The 17444-nt window shown below is 72.1% G+C and carries 16 protein-coding genes; 7 read left to right on the forward strand and 9 right to left on the reverse strand.

What is annotated here, in order from left to right; translation table 11 throughout:
• Positions 1 to 10: 10 nt before the first annotated feature.
• On the forward strand, positions 11 to 934 hold the full coding sequence (locus DZA62_RS32290; RefSeq protein ID WP_116953089.1) for an NADP-dependent oxidoreductase: 924 nt from the start codon (positions 11 to 13) through the stop codon (positions 932 to 934).
• Here DZA62_RS32290 and DZA62_RS36075 read toward each other — a convergent pair.
• Entirely contained in the window at positions 853 to 1245 is a 393-nt protein-coding gene (locus tag DZA62_RS36075) for a hypothetical protein (RefSeq protein WP_157988041.1), read from the reverse strand. The two genes, DZA62_RS32290 and DZA62_RS36075, sit on opposite strands and share 82 nt — an antisense overlap.
• Positions 1246 to 1473: 228 nt before the next feature.
• On the opposite strand from DZA62_RS36075, the gene DZA62_RS32295 reads away from it, so the two are divergent.
• The 6 genes from DZA62_RS32295 to DZA62_RS32320 all read left to right on the forward strand — a co-directional run bounded on the left by DZA62_RS32295 (position 1474) and on the right by DZA62_RS32320 (position 8672).
• Positions 1474 to 2205 carry a TetR/AcrR family transcriptional regulator gene (locus DZA62_RS32295; protein WP_116953090.1) on the forward strand — a complete coding sequence of 244 codons (732 nt, stop codon included), beginning with the start codon at positions 1474 to 1476 and terminating at the stop codon, positions 2203 to 2205.
• 120 nt (positions 2206 to 2325) lie between these two features.
• The gene (locus DZA62_RS32300) at positions 2326 to 3321 is read left to right on the forward strand and encodes an ABC transporter permease (RefSeq protein WP_198664432.1); all 996 of its coding nucleotides are present in this window, start codon (positions 2326 to 2328) and stop codon (positions 3319 to 3321) included.
• Positions 3318 to 4154, forward strand: a complete 837-nt coding sequence (locus DZA62_RS32305) for an ABC transporter permease (protein WP_116953091.1) — start codon at positions 3318 to 3320, stop codon at positions 4152 to 4154. Before DZA62_RS32300 ends, DZA62_RS32305 begins: the two co-directional genes overlap by 4 nt.
• Positions 4151 to 5830 carry an ABC transporter ATP-binding protein gene (locus tag DZA62_RS32310; protein WP_232827662.1) on the forward strand — a complete coding sequence of 560 codons (1680 nt, stop codon included), beginning with the start codon at positions 4151 to 4153 and terminating at the stop codon, positions 5828 to 5830. Before DZA62_RS32305 ends, DZA62_RS32310 begins: the two co-directional genes overlap by 4 nt.
• On the forward strand, positions 5827 to 7425 hold the full coding sequence (locus DZA62_RS32315) for an ABC transporter substrate-binding protein (protein ID WP_116953092.1): 1599 nt from the start codon (positions 5827 to 5829) through the stop codon (positions 7423 to 7425). The genes DZA62_RS32310 and DZA62_RS32315 overlap by 4 nt, the downstream gene beginning before the upstream one ends.
• 2 nt (positions 7426 to 7427) lie before the next feature.
• Entirely contained in the window at positions 7428 to 8672 is a 1245-nt protein-coding gene (locus DZA62_RS32320; protein ID WP_157988042.1) for an LLM class flavin-dependent oxidoreductase, read from the forward strand.
• A gap of 3 nt (positions 8673 to 8675) precedes the next feature.
• Here the strand turns inward: DZA62_RS32320 and DZA62_RS32325 are convergent, their stop codons facing one another.
• The 8 genes from DZA62_RS32325 to DZA62_RS32360 are packed head-to-tail and all read right to left on the reverse strand — an operon-like array spanning position 8676 to position 17444.
• Entirely contained in the window at positions 8676 to 9716 is a 1041-nt protein-coding gene (locus tag DZA62_RS32325) for an alcohol dehydrogenase catalytic domain-containing protein (protein ID WP_116953094.1), read from the reverse strand.
• Positions 9716 to 10012, reverse strand: a complete 297-nt coding sequence (locus tag DZA62_RS32330) for a YciI family protein (protein WP_116953095.1) — start codon at positions 10010 to 10012, stop codon at positions 9716 to 9718. Before DZA62_RS32330 ends, DZA62_RS32325 begins: the two co-directional genes overlap by 1 nt.
• On the reverse strand, positions 10009 to 11406 hold the full coding sequence (locus DZA62_RS32335; RefSeq protein WP_157988043.1) for an amidase: 1398 nt from the start codon (positions 11404 to 11406) through the stop codon (positions 10009 to 10011). Before DZA62_RS32335 ends, DZA62_RS32330 begins: the two co-directional genes overlap by 4 nt.
• Entirely contained in the window at positions 11403 to 13049 is a 1647-nt protein-coding gene (locus DZA62_RS32340) for an FAD-dependent oxidoreductase (RefSeq protein WP_116953097.1), read from the reverse strand. Before DZA62_RS32340 ends, DZA62_RS32335 begins: the two co-directional genes overlap by 4 nt.
• 29 nt (positions 13050 to 13078) lie before the next feature.
• On the reverse strand, positions 13079 to 13507 hold the full coding sequence (locus DZA62_RS32345; RefSeq protein ID WP_116953098.1) for a GlcG/HbpS family heme-binding protein: 429 nt from the start codon (positions 13505 to 13507) through the stop codon (positions 13079 to 13081).
• The gene (locus tag DZA62_RS32350; RefSeq protein ID WP_116953099.1) at positions 13491 to 15065 is read right to left on the reverse strand and encodes a GMC family oxidoreductase; all 1575 of its coding nucleotides are present in this window, start codon (positions 15063 to 15065) and stop codon (positions 13491 to 13493) included. Before DZA62_RS32350 ends, DZA62_RS32345 begins: the two co-directional genes overlap by 17 nt.
• A 7-nt stretch (positions 15066 to 15072) precedes the next feature.
• Positions 15073 to 16440, reverse strand: a complete 1368-nt coding sequence (locus DZA62_RS32355; RefSeq protein ID WP_116953100.1) for an amidase — start codon at positions 16438 to 16440, stop codon at positions 15073 to 15075.
• On the reverse strand, positions 16437 to 17444 hold the full coding sequence (locus DZA62_RS32360) for an ABC transporter permease (protein ID WP_116953101.1): 1008 nt from the start codon (positions 17442 to 17444) through the stop codon (positions 16437 to 16439). Before DZA62_RS32360 ends, DZA62_RS32355 begins: the two co-directional genes overlap by 4 nt.

Consider the following 17444-nt stretch of genomic DNA (forward strand, 5'->3'; position numbering starts at 1 on the left):
GGAGATCGTCATGCGCGCTGCCACCCTGGAGTCCGTCCCCTCCAGCCCGTCTGTGTCCGAGGTCGAAGCCCCGCCGCTGGAGGCGGGCGAACTGCTGGTCCGGGTCGAGTCGGCCTCGGTCAACGGCTTCGACGTCGCCACCGCCGCCGGCTGGCTGCAGGGGATGATCGAGCACAGGTACCCGCTGGTGGTGGGCAAGGACTTCGCCGGTACGGTCACGGCTCGCGGCGACGGCGCCGACGGGTTCGCAGTGGGCGACGCCGTCTTCGGCGTGGTGATGAAGCCGTTCCTCGGCGCCGGCTCGCTGGCCGAGTTCGTCACCGTGCCCGCGGCCTACGGCGTCGCGCACATCCCGGACGGGCTGAGCGTCCGTGACGCCGGCGCGCTCGGCCTGGCCGGCACAGCCGCGCTGGACAGCGTGAACGCCGTCGACCCGAGTGAGGGCGAGACCATCCTGATCTGCGGCGCCACCGGCGGTGTCGGCAGCCTGGCCGTGCAGCTCGCCGCCGCCCGCGGCGCGCGGGTCATCGCCACCGCCCGGCCGGGCTCGGAGGCCGGCTTCGTCACCGGTCTCACCGCGGCCGAGATCCATGTGGTCGACCACACAGGTGACCTGGCCGCCCAGGTCCGCGCGGTCGCGCCGGACGGCGTCGACACGGCGCTGCACCTGGCCGGCGACGCCGACCAGCTCGCGGGTCTGCTGCGGCCGGGCGGGCGCCTCGCCTCCACCCTCGGCGTCACCCCCGACGGCGCCACCGCTGTCTCGGTGATGGCCGACACCAGCCCGCAGACGCTCGCCCGTTTGGCCGCCGACGCTGCCTCCGGCGCCCTCCGCGTCCCGGTCACCGCCAGCTACCCGCTGGCGCGGATCGACGAGGCATTCGCCGCCTTCAGAACGGGCGCCCTCGGCAAGATCGCGCTCACCATCGCCTGACCGCACACCCCACTGATACAGCAAAGGATCAACATACCCAGCATCGCCATCGTCGGTGCGGGTCCCGGCCTGGGCCTGCACAGGCAGCTCACGCGGCGCCGCAGCTCACCCGGCGTCGCAATGTCCCTGCCGCGCATCAGCGGGTAGGCAGTGAGCAGGCGCTGGCTGATGACGTCGGGACCACAGGCCAGGTCGACGATCGTGCACGCCTCGCCGCGCAGGGCGACGGTCGTCTCCACCATCACGTCGAAGCGCCGCTCGCGAGTCGGCATGTTGGCCGCCTGCTGGACGTCCCAGCGCTCGATCCACACCGACACATCTACTGATGGCGGGAGCAGCCAGACGTGGACGGACTTGGCCGGACGACGACCCGGCGCCGAATGAAGCTAACGGTGTTAGCTAAGGCATTGGTGGATACCTCGACCGGGATCCCTGCGAGGTGTGGGCCCAGCACTTCGAACATCGGGTGAGCCTCGAGCAGCTCCTCGCCCGGTCACCGCCGAGGCCCGCGCCCCGCCGGCAATGAGTAGCATGATGCAGTGTCGCCATCCGAGGCCGCGCAGCGCCGAGCCGAGCGCTTCAGCGCACGACACCACCGGTTCGTGCGCGCGGCGCTGCTGCGGATGCGCCGCCACGGGTTGTCGGGAGTCAACCTCACCGACTTGGCCGCGGATAGCCCGTACTCGAAGGGCACCTGGTACAACCACTTCAGCTCGGCCGAGGCCCTCTACCTCGACGTCGCACTCATCAACGCCGAGTTGCACACCAGGTACGTCGACGACATCCGCGACGATCCCACTCTCGATCCGAGCGCCCGACTCGTCTCGGTGTTCATCAGCTCGGTCGCGCACGCCATCGCGCATCCGGAGATCTGGAACCTCGGCATCAACGCCCGAATGTGGAACAAGAGCCCGGACGACGACGTGACCGGGTCGGTGCGCCGGCTCGCCGAGAGCGAGCGAGCCATCTACGGCCACATCCTGGAGTTCGCCTGCGCTGCACAGGTCGACCCTGGCCGCGGCGAGGAGGAACTGACCCGCGCCCTCGACATGGTGCGTGCCGCCGCCGACGGTCTCTCCGTCCTGACGACCACCAAGCCGGACCATCGCTGGACGCGGGAGGTCACCACCCGGCAGACCGGGGCACTGCTGCGCGGCGCGCTCACGGTCGCCGGGTTCAACTGCCCTCCGCCCAACGAGATGGACGCGCTCTGCGCGAAGAGCCGCGAGCGGGTATCGAAGCTCTCCGGGGAGTGGCTGCTCGACGGTTGACCCCGCGCCGCCCAGCTTCTCATGGTGGCCCGTCGCTGCGTTCACAATGCGTTAACACTGCAGCTTACAGTGCTTTAGATCACTTTGACGGATCGTCAAAATCCCTGGGATGCTCGCCCGGTGACGAAACAGCCGACGGGTGCCGACGCGGTCTGGCCGGTTCTCGGCTATGTGCTGCGGCGGTTCGGCTACTTCGCCGTCGTCGTCCTGGCCGTCTACACGCTGGCCTTCCTGCTTCTGTACGCGCTACCCAGCGATCCGGTCGCGGTGATGCTGGACCGGCGTTCGTCCGGAGCCGGCGGAAGCACCCCCGAGCAGATCGCCGAACTACGCGAGCGGTACGGCCTCGACGAGCCGTTGCTCGTCCGCTACGCCGGCATGTTCGGCCGGCTGCTCGGTGGTGACCTGGGTGTCTCGTTCCAGTCCGGTCAGCCGGTGCGGGACGCGCTGGGCGCCGTCGCCCCTAACACCCTGGCTCTCGCGGGGGCGGCGCTGCTGATCGCGCTGCCGCTCTCGGCGCTTCTGGCGCTGGTCACGTCCTGGCGCGCGGGCGGCGTCGTCCACCGCCTTCTGGTCAACGTGCCCGCGTTCATCGCCGCGATCCCGGCGTTCTGGCTGGGCTTGCTCCTGCTCCAGGTGTTCTCCTTCTCCCTGCGCTGGGTCCCGCCGGCCGGCGGGACCGGGCTGGCCGGGCTCGTGCTGCCTGCCGTTGCACTGGCCCTGCCGGTGTCCGCGGCCCTGACCGCTGTGCTAATGCGCAGCCTCGACGACGTTCAGCGTGCCCCGTTCGTGACCCTGCTGTCGGCGCGAGGGCTGCGGTGGCGGCGCGTGTACCTGGCCCACGTCGCACGCAACGCCCTGCTGCCGTTCTTGACCCTCGCCGGCCTCACCGTGGGCGGGGTGATGGCCGGCACCGTCATCACGGAGACCGTGTTCTCCCGTTCCGGGCTGGGCCGGCTGCTGGTGTCCTCCGTCGAGGTCCAGGACGCACCGGTCGTGCTGGCCATCGCGGTGTTCGGCGCGGTCGTCTTCGCTGGTATGAACCTCGTGATCGATCTGCTGTATCCACTCCTGGATCCGCGGATTCGCCGCCCGGGCAGTGGGGTGCTCGCATGAGCCGGCCCTTCCCGGCTCTGACGCGCGGCGCCTGCGGCGGACGCCGGCCCTGGGCGGCGCTGGCCATCCTCGGCGTGGCCGGCGCGGCCGCGGCGCTGCCCGGGCTGGTCGCGCCGCGCGATCCGCTGGCCGAGGACGTGTCGCGGCGCCTGCTCGCCCCGTCGCTGCACCACCCGTTCGGCACCGACGAGCTCGGGCGGGACCTTTTCAGCCGGGTGATCCACGGCGCTCAGGCGAGCCTGTCGACGGGGTTGCTGGCGCTGGCCTTCGCCTTCGGGGTCAGCGTCCTCATCGGCCTGCTGGCCGGCTACCTGGGCGGCGCCGTCGATCGCGCGCTCATGGCCGTCGTGGACGTGCTGCTCGCGCTGCCGTCGTTGCTGATCTCGCTACTGATCGTCGCCAGCCTCGGTACCGGTCCACTCAACCTGGCCGTGGCGGTCGGGCTCGCGTCCGTCCCGGCGTTCGCCCGGGTGACCCGCGCGGAGGTCATGCGGGTGAGCTCACAACCGTTCGTGGAGGCCGCTGGCGGTTTCGGTCTGGCCCGCCGGCGGATCCTGGTGCGGCACGTCCTGCCGCACACGCGCGGGCCGATCACGGCGCTGGCCGCTCTGGAGTTGGCGACCATCGTCCTTTCGGTCTCGGCGCTGAGCTTCCTCGGCTACGGCACCCGGCCACCGGACCCGGAATGGGGGAACCTCATCGCGACCGGACGTGACCACTTCGCGACGGCATGGTGGCTGACGAGCCTTCCCGGTGCGGTGCTGGCCGCCGTCGTCGTCGCGCTGCACCGGGTCGGGCGTTCGCCGGGCGACCCGGGAACGAGCCTCGTGTGAGCCGCATCCCGAAGCAGCCGGCGGCCGGCCCGCCGTCGCTACGCATGGAAGGGCTCCGCGTGACGTACGCGGGATCGCGTGGCCGGAGCCAAGGCGGTGTCGTGGCCGTCGACGACCTCAGCCTCACCGTGCCGGCCGGGTGCACCGTCGCGCTCGTCGGCGAGTCCGGATCAGGCAAGTCCACCACTCTGCACGCGTTGCTCGGCATGACCCCGCGCTCCGCGACGGTCGGTTACCGACTGCTGGAGGTCCGCGACCACGCCGGAACCGCCCTCCGGGTCGACGATCCGGCACGGCTGCGAGGCCGGTCGATCGGGTTGATCCCTCAGGACCCGGTCCGTGCGCTCGACCCCCTGATCCGGGTCGAGAGGCATTTCGCGGAGTTGCACCGCCATCTCCTCGGCATCTCCGGCCGCGATGAGAGCCGGCAGCGCGCCCTCGACGCGCTGGAGGCCGTGGGTGTCGACCGGGCGCCGCTGCGGCTGCGCCAGTACCCGCACGAGCTCTCCGGTGGACTGCGCCAGCGGCTGCTGATCTGCCTCGCCCTCGTCGGCGAGCCCCGGCTGCTGCTCGCCGACGAGCCCACCTCGAACCTGGACACCAGCGTGCAGCGGCGCATCCTGGACCTCCTGGACCACCTGCGGGCCCAGCGCGGGCTGTCCGTGCTGCTCGTCACGCACGACCTCGCCGTCGCCGCGGAACGTTCCGCCGAACTGGTGGTGATGCGGCACGGGCGGGTGGTCGAGGCGGGCGGCACGGCCACGGTGCTCGGCGACCCGCAGGCGCCCTATACCCGGCAACTGCTGGCCTCGGCGCCGAGCCGGCTGCCGGCGCGCCCTGTCTTCCGCCCGCACCAGCCGCCCCGGATCCTGCTCGAAGCCCGCGAGGTCGGCAAGTCGTTCTCCGGCGGGCGGCGCACGGAGCCGGTGCACGCCGTCGCGGACGTCGACCTCCAGTTGCACCACGGGCAGACGGTAGCCGTCGTCGGCGAGTCGGGCGCGGGCAAGTCGACACTGCTGCGCCTGCTCACCGGACTGGAGCGCGCTGACCGCGGCACGATCCTCGTCGACGGCCGGCCGCTCGGCAGTGGGCGCACCGCCCGCGCCGGCCTCGCCCGTCGCGTCCAGCTCGTCTACCAGAACCCGGCGAGCAGCCTGAACCCGGCACTGCCGATCGGCCGCATCATCGCCGAGCCCCTCGAAGCGCACCGTGTGGGCAGCGCGGCGGCCCGGTCCCGCCGCGCCCGCGCGCTCCTGGAGCAGGTGGAGCTGCCGGAACAGTTCGCCCTGCGCCGCCCGCCTCAACTGTCCGGCGGCCAGCTCCAGCGCGTCGCGATCGCCCGGGCCCTCGCCCTCGAACCGGAGGTCGTCGTGCTCGACGAGCCGGTCTCCGCGCTCGACCAGGTGGTGCAGCACGCCCTGCTCCGCCTGCTGCTGTCGCTGCAACGGCGCCTCGGTATGGCGTATCTGCTGGTCTCGCACGACATGGGCGTGGTCCGCGCGATGGCCGACGAGGCCCTGGTGATGCGCCGGGGACGAGTCGAGGAGCGCGGCGCCACCCACGACGTCTTCACCACTCCCACCAGCCCATACACCCGGGCGTTACTCGACGCGGTCCCCACGCTGGACCCCGTCGGTGACCCCGCGCCACAGGAAGAAGGGACGGCACACCGATGACCCGTGCACCACGGGGCCTGGCCGCCGCGGCAACGGCGGCAGCTCTGGTCCTCACCGGCTGCGGCGCCGGCCAGGACAGTGCGTCCTCCGACGACGGCCACCTGACACTCGCCTACGGCTGGTACCCAACCTGCTTCGACTACGCGCAGTCGAACCCGTTCGCGATCTTCGGACGGCAGGTGCTCGACACCCTGCTGAGCGAGAACCCCGGCACCGGCGCGATCGAGCCCTACCTGGCCGAGTCGTGGGAGGTGCTCGACGACGGCCGCGTGTACGAGTTCACCGTGCGCGACAGCGTCACGTTCAGCAACGGCGAGGAACTCACCGCGCAGGTCGTCGCCGACAACTTCGAGACCCTCGCGCGCCTCGCCGAGCAGGGCGTCTCCCCCACCCCGGGCGCGTACCTGCGCGGTTTCGACCACGCGCAGGCCGTCGACGAGCGCACCGTTCGGGTCGTCTTCGCCGAGCCCAACGCCGGCTTCCTGCAGGCGAACACCGAGGGCCAGTTCGGCATCATCGCCCCCGAGTCCCTGGCCAGGACCCCCGAGCAGCGCTGCGCCGAAGGCACTATCGGCTCCGGCCCCTTCGTCGTCGACGAGGCCGTGCAGGACGAGCGCGTCGAGTACGTCAGACGCGACGGCTACGACTGGGCGCCGGAGTCGTTCGGCCGCACCGGCGAGGCGGCGCTTGAAGGCGTCACGATCCAGATCGTGCCGGAGGAGAGCGTGCGCGCGGCCGGCGTGATCGCCGGCGATTACGACCTCGCGTACTCGATCACCCAGAGTGGCCTGAGCCAGGCGGAGGGTCACGACGACATCGCCACCGTGCTGGCGCCGAACCGCGGCGTCGTGAACAACTTCGTGATCAACACGACCGACCCGATCCTCGCTGACGTCGCCGTGCGTCAGGCGCTCCAGCACGGGATCGACCGCGAGGAGCTCGTCAGCACGTTCTACGGCGCGGGTGTCGAGCCGGCGACCGGGGTCGTGTCCAGCGGCCACCCCTTCTACACCGACCACGCCGACCTGCTCAGGTACGACCCCGGTCTGTCCCGGGGCATCCTCGACGACGCCGGCTGGGTCGAGGGCGCCGACGGCATCAGGGTCAAGGATGGCCGGCGCCTCGAGATCGCTCTCACCTTCGTCGGACTCGACATCGGCACCGCCGCGGCCGGATGGGAGTACGTCCAGAGCCGACTGGCCGACATCGGCGTCGCGCTCGAGCTGAACCAGGTGTCCGACGCCGAGCAAGTGGACCTGCGCACCGCCGGCGACTGGCAGTTGGCCGTGGTGCAGGGCGCGGCACGTGGTGACGCCGACGGCATCGCGGCGTTCTACTCGACCGAGCTCACCACCTGGGCCGGGCAGGCGCCGCGCCCCGAGGTCGACGAACTGCTCGCTCTACAGGCCTCCACCGTCGACCCAGACCAGCGGCGCGCTCTCGTCGACGAGGCGGTCGCCGCCATCCTGGAGCAGGCGTACGGGATCCCTCTGTTCGACTCCGCGCAGGTCCTGCTCGTGCGCGACTCCGTGGCCGAGCTGACCTTCCCCGTCAACTCGTGGGAGCCGATCCTCTACCGCGTCGAGAAAGGCTGACGGTGCCCACGCTGATCCTCAACTCCCAGTACCTGCCCTCGAGCCGCGACTGGCGGAGCGACGCCGGCCGGGCCGACACCCCGTTCGACGTGGCCACGTTCATTCGTGAGGCGCAGCGGGCCGAGGCTGCCGGCTTCGACGCCTTCTTCCACGCCGACTTCTCCGGGGTCGACCGCACCCACCTGCGCTCGGGCCCGCCGTTGAGCGCCTTCGAGCCGTTCCAGCTCGCGGCGCTGGTGGCCGCTGCGACCTCCCGGATCGCGGTGATGCCGACCATCTCCACCCTGTACACGCATCCGTTCACGTTCGCGCGCAATCTCGCCAGCCTCGACCGGATCTCGCAGGGGCGAGCGTGGGTCAACGTCGTCTCGTCGTTCCGTTCCGGCACGGCCATCGGCATGAGACGCGACGTGCCGCGCGGCAGCCGGCACGGCCAGACCGAGGAGTTCGTGACCGTGACCCGGCGGCTGTGGGAGAGCTGGCCGCCGCGGGCCAACGTGCCGGACCTCGCCGCCGGCCGGTACATCCGCGATGACCTGATCATCGACGTCGGCCACGCCGGCGAGTTCTACGAACAGGCCGGACCGATTGACGCGCCCCCGTACTCAGAGCGGTTTCCGTTCGTCCTGCAGGCGACCTCGTCGCTGGAGGGATTCCGGCTGGCGGCGCGCACCGCCGACGCGGTGTTCGTCGGGACGCCCACGCTCGGCGCCGCGCGGCAGCTGCGGCGCATCCTGCGAGCGGAGACGCGCCGCGCCGGCCGCGATCCCGGCAGCGTCACCCTGCTGCCGGGTGCTTTCTGCCGGGTGACCGGATCTCGGCCCGGAACCGACACGGACGCACCGGCGCCGCGGCGGTGGCATCGAGCCCGGCCGCGCCCCGACGACTCCACGGTGCAGCGGCTACTGGCGCAGTTCCCCGGTCTGCGGCTGCAGGGGGCGTCCGCGACCGATCCGCTGCCCGCGGACGTCCTCGCCGACGACCCCGACGACGTCTTCGCCGAGCTCGGCTCGCGCTATCTCCCGTTCTGGGACCTTGTGCAGACACCGGGGCAGACCGTTGGGGAGTTCGCCGCCGACGCCCTGGCACTCGGTGAGCACGCGTATTTCAGCGGCAGTCCCGAGCAGATCGGCGACGAGCTGCGCCGCTGGTACGACGAGGAAGGTGTCGACGGGTTCCAGTTCATCCTGGGCGACGACTTCGAGGCGCTGTGCGAACGCGTCGTGCCCCGGCTGCTCGGGAGGTGAACGTCAGCCGGCGGCGGGCAGGTCGATGAGGATCTTGCCCACCGCCGTCGCGTCGTCACGCATCGTCCGCAAGGCCGTGTCCAGTTCGGACACGGCGAAGCGGTGCGTGATCAGGTCCTGCAGGAGCGCTCGGTGACGGCCGGCGAAGCCGAGTCCTTCGCCGATGAGGTCCAGGCTGTTGCGGCTGCCGAGCACGTCGAGCTCTTTGAGCGGGACGGTCCGCATAGGCACCTGAGCGGTCCGGTCCGAGATCCCCACGAGCACGACCCTGCCGGTGGGAGCGGCCACCTCGATCGCGCCGGCGAGCGCGGCGGGCGATCCGGTCGCCTCGATGACCAGGGTGACCGGGCGGCGCGACTCGGACCGCCCGGCGGCCGCCACCGTCTCGCGAGCGGGAAAGGCACCAGCCGGGTCGATGACCAGAGCGCCGACGGCGCCGAATCGCCGCGCGGTCTGCGTCCGCTCCGCGACGGTGTCGGCGGCGACGACGTTGACACCACGGTCGGTCAGGTACCGGGTGGCGATCAGGCCGATCGGGCCGCAGCCCAGCACCAGGGCCAGTTCGCCCTCCTCAGGCCGCCCGCGGCGAGCGGCCTGCATGGCGATGCTCACCGGCTCGCTCAGCGGCGCCAGGTGTGCGGGCAGGCCGGCCGGAACCGGCCACACGCTCCCGCTCGGCACGACGACGTACTCGGCGAGCGCGCCGTCCTCGTAGCAGCCCAGCACCGAGATGTCCTCGCACACGTTGTGGCGGCCGGACCGGCAGGCCGGGCAGTTCCGGCAGAAGCGCATGGGCGACGGGACGACCCGCTCGCCGACGGCGGCGCCGGCGAAGTCCGGACCGGCCTCGACCACCGTGCCGGTGAACTCGTGTCCCTGCACGATGGGGAACGGGTTCAGGTAGTCGCCCTCCCAGATGTGCAGGTCCGTACCGCACAGGGTCACATGCTCGACCCGGACCAGCGCCTCATCCGTGCCGATCGACGGTGCCGGACGCTGCTGGAGCTCGATGCGCTCCGGGCCGGTGGTGGTGGCGATGAGCATCAGCCGAGCACCTCGCTCCCGAACACCACGTCCCACGCGATGACGTCGCGCCGTTCGACGAGGCGGGCCGACCAGAACGGGTCGCCGTCCAGCAGGTCCGTGACCGCCGCGGCGTTGCTGCCGGCCAGGACGAGCAACGCCCCCGCGCGGTCGTCGTCGTGCAGCCGCCCGCTGACGCGCAGCGACCGCGCCTCGTGCAGCCCGCGCAGGAATGCCACGTGGTCGTCGCGCAGGGCTGCGCGCCGGTCGTCCGAGCCGTCGGCGTAGCGGTAGACGACGGCGAAGTACTGGGTCATCGGCGTTCTCCGTCCTGTGGGAATGTCCAGCGAGTCACCAGGTCGAGCAGGTGACGGTCGGTGTGTCGGGGCATGGTGAGGTGGATGCCGACGGCCGGCTCGCCGTCCTCCGGTGACACGGGAAGCGACACCGAGGGCAGGCCGGCGAGGCACCACGGGTAGGTGAAGCGGGTCAGCTCCTCCGTCACGGCTTCGTCGTCATCGCCGGCCGCCGGAGCCTCACGCGGCACCGTGCACGAGACGATCGCATCGAACTGGGTGAAGAGCTTCGACAGCGTCGCGATCCACACGCCACGGCGGCTTCGTGCCGCGATATAGTCCCCGGCCGAAAGCGACCGGCCGGCCTCAACCCGCCGCAGCACGCGTTCGTCGACCGGGTGCGGACCGGACCCGTCGAGCAGGGCCTGCCAGGCCACGGCAGCCTCGGCCCACACGAGCGTCCTGATCGCGTCGAAGATCGCCTCCGTCTGGTTCAGTTCCACCGGCTCGATCTCGACGTCATGGCTGCTGACGAGCGTCCGGACGAACCTGTCCCGGCCCGCGCGCACCGACGGTGCGACGTCACGGTCGAACCATCCGCCGGCCACCGCCACGCGCATCCGGCGGCGCCGGCCGATCAGGCCGGCGGGCTCCCATGGGGAGGCGCGGTCATCATCGGTGACCGTGCCCCACGGCGCGGCGACGCTGGTACGCGAGGTCAGCGCCGCCGCGACATCGCGCAGGTCGGCGCCGTCGCGGCACAGCAGGCCGGGCGTGTCCAGCGACGTGCTGAACGGCGTCACGCCGTCCGAGGGAAGCCGCCCGGTGGACGGCCGGTAGCCGTAGAGACCGGTCAGCGCCGCCGGGATAAGCACCGACCCGCCGGTGTCCGACCCCACCCCGAACAGCGCCATGCCCGCGGCGACGGCCGCGGCGGTGCCGCCGCTGGACCCACCGGGGCTCGCCGACGGGTCACGCGGGTTGCGCGCGGTGCCGAAGTACGGGTTCACCGTAGTGGCCGCCGTGCCGAGCGGAGGCATGTTGCCGCGCCCGACCAGCTGCGCGCCGGCGCTCAACGCCGCCGAGACGACACCGGCGTGCGTCGCGGCGACCGGCCGGTCGAGCAGCCAGGCACACCCGGCCGTCGTCGGATGACCCGCGACGTCCATGTTCTCCTTGACGACGAACGGGAGCCCGGCGAGAGCCGCGGAGCTCCGCGCACTCCCCCACCTCACCGGCGGCGTGAAGATGGTGCTGAGGGCCGCGAGCGATGCGTTGTGCCGCTCGATGGCCGTGCCCGCCGCCGCGGCGAGATCGGCTGCGTCCACCGCGCCCAGCTCGACCGCCCGCGCGACGCCGCGCGCCCCGCCATGGGCGGTCCAGTAGTCGTCGAGCGGTGCCCTGGTCGCGGTCATCGCGCCGCCGGGACCACGGCGCTGCGCCGCCGGTCCACGTAGCCGAAGCGACTCGTCGGGGTCAGTGCGCCGACCCGCGGCCATTCCAGCGGTACGTCGAGCCGGCCGCTCAGATGCTGTTGGAACTCCCCCAACAGGCGGTCGTCGGCGCGGACCTGGGACGGCTCGGCGCGTCGTGCGACGCAGAACGCGGCCAGCGCCCCGGCCGCTTCACCGATGGACCACTCCACCGGATGCACCCGATAGGCGCCGTTCGTGATGTGAGTGGTACCGATGTTCTTAGCGGCGGCGAGCAGGTTGCACACACGCTGCGGGAGCAGGGCGCCGAGCGGGATCTGGAACGGCCACGTGTCGATGTCGAGCGTGTTCCGTCCTGAGGTGGACGGGTGCAGGTCGATCCGGTAGGCGCCGATCCCGACGGTGTCGTGGAAGACCTCCGAGCCGATCAGCCCGTCGCGTGCCTCGACGCCCAGGTGCGACTCCGTGACGGTGAACTGCGCCCGGATCCGTCGTGCCTCCCGGACGTAGGGCTCCATCGCAAGGCCGTCGGCGGTGCCGGTCAGGTCGGGACGGGGACGCACCCCCGGGTAGCCGACCCCGCCGTCGTGGCGCGGCGCCTCGGTCTGGATCCAGTACACCAGCGACAGCGAGAGCTGCCGGGCTCCTTCCAGCGCGGCGGCCTGCTCGGCGGCGCCGACGCCCAGCAGCGGCCGGTCGAAGTAGTCCATCATCGGCCAGACGGCGGCGGTGAGGTCCGACTCCCAACTCCCGGCCAACTGTTCGGTCGCCAGGATCCGCCGCGACGACCACAGGTCGTAACGCAGGCCGGACTCGTGGACCTCGTCGGTGAACAGTGGACGGTGCCTTGGCTCGTGCGTCACGAAGTCCGATACGTCCCAGCCCAGGAACGGGCCGGGCCAGAACTCCGGCCGGTAGTCGCGCCAGAAGTCGTACTGGGCGGGCCGATCGATGGTGAAGTCCCCGTCGGGCACGTAGCCGAGGATCATCGACCAGGTGACGGCCTGCTGATCCAGCGGGTCGGCGCCGATCGGCGCGTGCGGCTCGCCGGTCTCGTCGCGGCTCTCGGCGCCGATGACGTGCTCGACGCCGGAGGCCTCGACCAGGTCGCCGAGCTCACTGGCATCGAGGAAGTACGATGCCGTGTACTCCTCGACGCGGCCGTCCCGGTGCCGCACGGTCAGCGCGCGGATCCGGTCGTGCTCGACGTCGGCGGCGTCGAGCGTGGCCTGCCTGACGATGCGCAGGCGGCCTCGGCTCACCCAAGGGTAGAGCTCGGACTCCAGCACCAGGTGCGCCACGTACGGTTCGTGCGTCAGCGGCCCCACATTGCCCATGCCGGGGTTCAGCGCGCGCCGCCGCCGCGCCTGGGCGGTGAGCGGATAGTGCCGGCGGTAGAAGGCCCGCACGCCGTCACGGAAGTCGCGGTAGCCGGCCGAGCACCCGAACGACTCGATCCACGGGTGCTCGTCGGGCGGCACGGCCTGCGACGTCACCTGGCCGCCGACCCATTCGCCGGGGACGACGAGAAGGGTCGACGCACCTGTGCGCAAGCTGGCCAGCGCGGCCGCGACGCCGCCCAGCCCGCCGCCGTAGATGACGACGTCGTAGTCGTGAGACGTCAAGCTCTGCTCCTTGTCCTGCTGTCCCGGCCTCAGCCGGCGTCGTGGTAGGCGGCCAGCGCGGCCTGGGCGATCTGGACGTCGGCGGCGCTGCTGGCGCCGCTGACGCCGACTGCTCCGCAGCAGTGACCGTCCACCACGATCGGGAAGCCGCCATCGAAGGTGGCGATCGGCGAACTGAGCGCGGCGGCCAGACCGTAGAACGGCGCGCCGGGCACCACACCGGCGCCGATGTCGCCGGACGGCTTGGCCAGGCCGGCGGCGGCGCGGGCCTTCGCGGCCGCCAGGTCCAGCGACGCGGTGACCGCGTCGTGGTGCCGGTACGAGGCGATGACGCCGGCCCGGTCGACGACGCAGATCGTGACACGGGCGGACTGCTCGGCCGCGAGGCGGGCGCCGTGGGTGACAGCGGCCAGCGCGCGGTCGCCGTCCACGACGGGGCGGTCAGTGGGCGTGGACATCGTGGCCCACCCCCGCACCAGCGAGGACGAGCCGGTCGCCCAGCAGCAGTTCGGCCGCCTTCTCGCCGATCATCATGGCCGGCGCGTGCGTGTTGACACTGGGGATCGTCGGCATGATCGAGGCGTCCGCGACGCGCAGCGCCTCGACACCGCGCACCGTGAGCTCGGGATCGACGACGGCGTCGTCGTCCACGCCCATCCGGCAGGTGCCGACCTGGTGGTGGTAGGGGATGCAAGTCCGCCTGCCGTACTCCTCCAGTTCGGCCCGGCCGCGTCGCCCGGGATCCGGCGCCAGGAGGGTCGTGCCGAAGGGGGCGAACGGCGCCGACGAGCCGATGGCCAGCGCGATCTCCAGGGCGTCGACCAGCGCTTCCCGGTCGTAGCGCTGGGACAGGTAGGCGGGGTCGATCACCGGTGCGTCGAACGGGTCGGCCGAGCGCAGGGTCAGCCGGCCGCGCGCCTTGGGTCGGACGATCCCGGCGGCGATCGTGAAGCCGTGCTCCGGGACGGGGTAGCCGTCGACCGGCTTGACGAAGTGCATCAGCAGCGGCTGCAGGTCGGGGACCAGGAGGTCGTCGTGGGTCTTCCAGAACAGCATCGTGTCCATGTTGTTGCCGCCGGGTCGTGGCGGCTCGGCCGTCGTCTCGAACGTCACCGGCGACACGAGATGGTCGTGCAGGTTCTCCCCCACGCCGGGTGCGTGGACCACCGGGTCGATGCCCAGTGACCGCAACGCGGCGGCGTCGCCGATCCCCGACCGCAGCAGGATCGCCGGGCTCTCGATCACACCAGCTGACACGATCACCTCCCGGCGCGCTCTGATGGTGTGCAGCGCGCCGTCGGAGCCGGCGACCTCGACGCCGACGCAGCGCCCGGCCTCGATCACCAGCCGGTTCACCCGAGTGCCGAGGTGGAGCGAGAGACGCGGGTGGTCGAGGACCGGCCACAGGAAGGCACGCGAGGCCGAGACCCGTTCGCCACCGGACGTGGTCGTATCGACGGTTCCGACGCCGAACATGGACGCGCCGTTGAAGTCGGTGTTCTCGGGGATGCCGATGGAACGCGCGCCCTCGATGAACGCCTCGGTCAGCGGGTTGCCCCGTTCGACCCGCGACACCGGGAGCGGTCCGGAGTCGCTGTGCCAGGCCGAGCTCCCCAGCTGGTGGTTCTCGCTGCGCAGGAAGAGCGGGAACACCGAGTCCCAGCCCCACCCGTGGCACCCGTCGTACTCCCAGGCGTCGTAGTCGAGGCGGTGGCCGCGCACGTAGATCATCCCGTTGATCGAGCTGGTGCCGCCGAGGATCCTGCCGCGCGGCCAGCCGAGCGTGCGCCCGCGCAGGTCCTTCTGGGGCACGGTCTGGTAGGCCCAGTCGTAGGGCCCGCCCCACAGGCCCCGCCAGTTCTCGGCGCGGCCGATCTCCTCGATGCCGTGGTCCGGGCCGCCGGCCTCGATGAGCGCCACCCGCCCGACGTCGGAGTCGACGAGGCGTCGCGCGATGACGCTGCCGGCCGACCCCGACCCGATGACGATGTAGTCGTACTCGTTCTGTTCGGACATGATCGGCTCACTTCCTGGGGTTGCGGGCGTCGAGGTGCTCGGTCAGATGGGTGGCGAGGGCGTACAGACGCGCCTCGCCGCCGGGTGGGCCCACGAGCTGGATGCCCGCGGGCAGCCCGTCGGCGTCGTGTCCGGCCGGGACGCTCAGGGCGGGGAACCCGGCCACGGCGGCGACGCTGTTGTAGCGCAGCATTGCCGGGGAGGAGAGCTCGAACGTCCCCGCCGCCGTCTGCACGGTCTCAACGCCGTGCTCGAGCCGGGTGAACGGGAACACCGGCAGCACGAGGACGCCGTCGGGCCCGAGCACCGACAGCGATCGCGAGACCACCGCGGCGCGGTCATCGGCGGCCCGTGCGTACTGCTCCGGGGTGATGTCCGCGCCGACGCGGAGCCCGGCGAGGACGTCGTCGCCGTACTCGGTGGCCCGTGCGTGCAGCCACGGCGCGTGGTAATCGGCGGCTTCCCGCAGGAACATGGTCTCCGCGATAGCGACCGACTCCGCGACCCAGCCGGTGTCGGCGGCCCGATCGACCCGGCCGACCCCGTCCAGGGCCGCCAACACCGCCGACATCGTCTCGGCGACCGGCTGGGCCAGCGCGTCGCCCTCATGAGCCGTCACGAACCGCAGCCCGACGGACGAGGACAGCGGCACGTCCGGCGCCGCCGGCCGGGCCGTGAGCACCTCGAGGACGGCGGCGTTGTCGGCGATCGTGCGGGTCATGGGCCCGACGGTGTCCAGGGTGGGCGCGAGCGGCACGGTGCCTTCCACGGGGACGGCGCCGAAGGTCGGCCGCAGCCCGACGGTCCGGGTCAGCGACGCCGGCATCCGCACCGACCCGCAGGTGTCAGTGCCGAGCGCGATCGTGCACAGGCCCGCGGCGACTGCCACCGCGGACCCGCCCGACGAGCCGCCGGGCGACAGGCCCGGACCTAGCGGGTTGGCCACCGGCCCCCAGTGCGGGTTGTCGCTGGTGCCGCCGAGCGCGAACTCGTGCATGTTCGTGCTGCCGACGACGATCGCCCCGGCGGCCGTCAGCCGGGCGACGGCGGGCGCGTCGGCCGCCGGAACCCGATCACGCAGGATCCGGCTCCCGGCGCTCGTGCGCCGACCGGCGACATCGATGTTGTCCTTGACCCCGACGGTGACGCCGGCCAGCGGCAGCGAGGCGCCGCCGGCGAGCGCCCGGTCGACCCGTCGCGCCGCGTCGAGGGCAGCCTGGTGGTCGACCCGGACGAACGCGCGCAGCTCGTCGTTGGCCGCGTCGATGGCCGCGAGCGAGCGCTCCACCTCCGCGACGGCCGACGTGACCCCCGTGCGTATCCGCTCGGGCAGTTCGCGGACGCCCGGCAGCGCCGCGGTCGAGAATCCGGTCATCGTGACGATGGCCTCCTCGTGAGACGACGGGACTGATCGAAGGCGACCGCCAAGATGAGCAGCGCCCCCTGTGCCACGCCCTGCCAGAACGAACCGACGTTCGTCAGGACCAGGCCGTTGCTCATCACGCCCACGATCAGCAGTCCGAACAGTGTGCCGAGAATCGTGCCGCGGCCGCCCTGCAGGCTCGTACCGCCGAGGACCACGGCCGTCAGGACGGCGAGCTCCAGGCCGCTGCCGCCGCCCGGCTCGTAGCCGCGCACCTGCGAGAGGAACAGGACGGTGCCCACGAGCACGCCCAGCCCGACCAGGAGGTAGGCCACGAGCGTCACCCGGCCGACGCGGATGCCGTTCAGCCGGGCGGCCGCCTCGTTGGCCCCGACCGCGTACAGGTCGCGGCCGAAGACCGTCGAGCTGAGCAGCACGTGGCACAGCACCATGACGCCGAGGAGGATCACCACCGACAACGGGATGTCTCCGGGCAGCCGGGTGGCCGCCAGCTCGCTGAACGCGGCGGCCGGCACCGACTGGCCGTCGGCGGCGACCTGCGCGAGCCCGCCGAAGATCGCCATCATGCCGAGGGTCGTCACCAGCGAGTTGACGCGGATCACGGTCACGAAGAATGCGTTCAGCAGTCCGACCAGCAGCGCCACGCCGCCCGCGGCCGCCAGCGCCCCGGCGGCCTGACCGGTGTCGCGGGCGATCACCGCGAAGGTCGCGGTGGCGAACGCCAATGAGGAACCCACCGACAGGTCGAACCTGCTGGAGATCATCAGCATCGTGACGGGTGCGGCGATGATGCCGGTGACCGCGATCGAGTCGACGACGTTGAGCAGGTTCGACACCGTCAGGAAGTAGGGCGACGCCAGGGAGAAGAACACGCTCAACGCGATCAACAGCGACCCCAGCGCCCACGCCTGTGGCAGCCGCCTGGGTGCCCGCTGCGGTGCCCGCGTCGTCGCCGGAGCCCGGTTCTCGGGCTCGGCCGTGAGTCTCGTGGTCAT

The organism is Jiangella endophytica (assembly GCF_003427025.1).
In the GTDB taxonomy this organism is placed as follows: domain Bacteria; phylum Actinomycetota; class Actinomycetes; order Jiangellales; family Jiangellaceae; genus Jiangella; species Jiangella endophytica.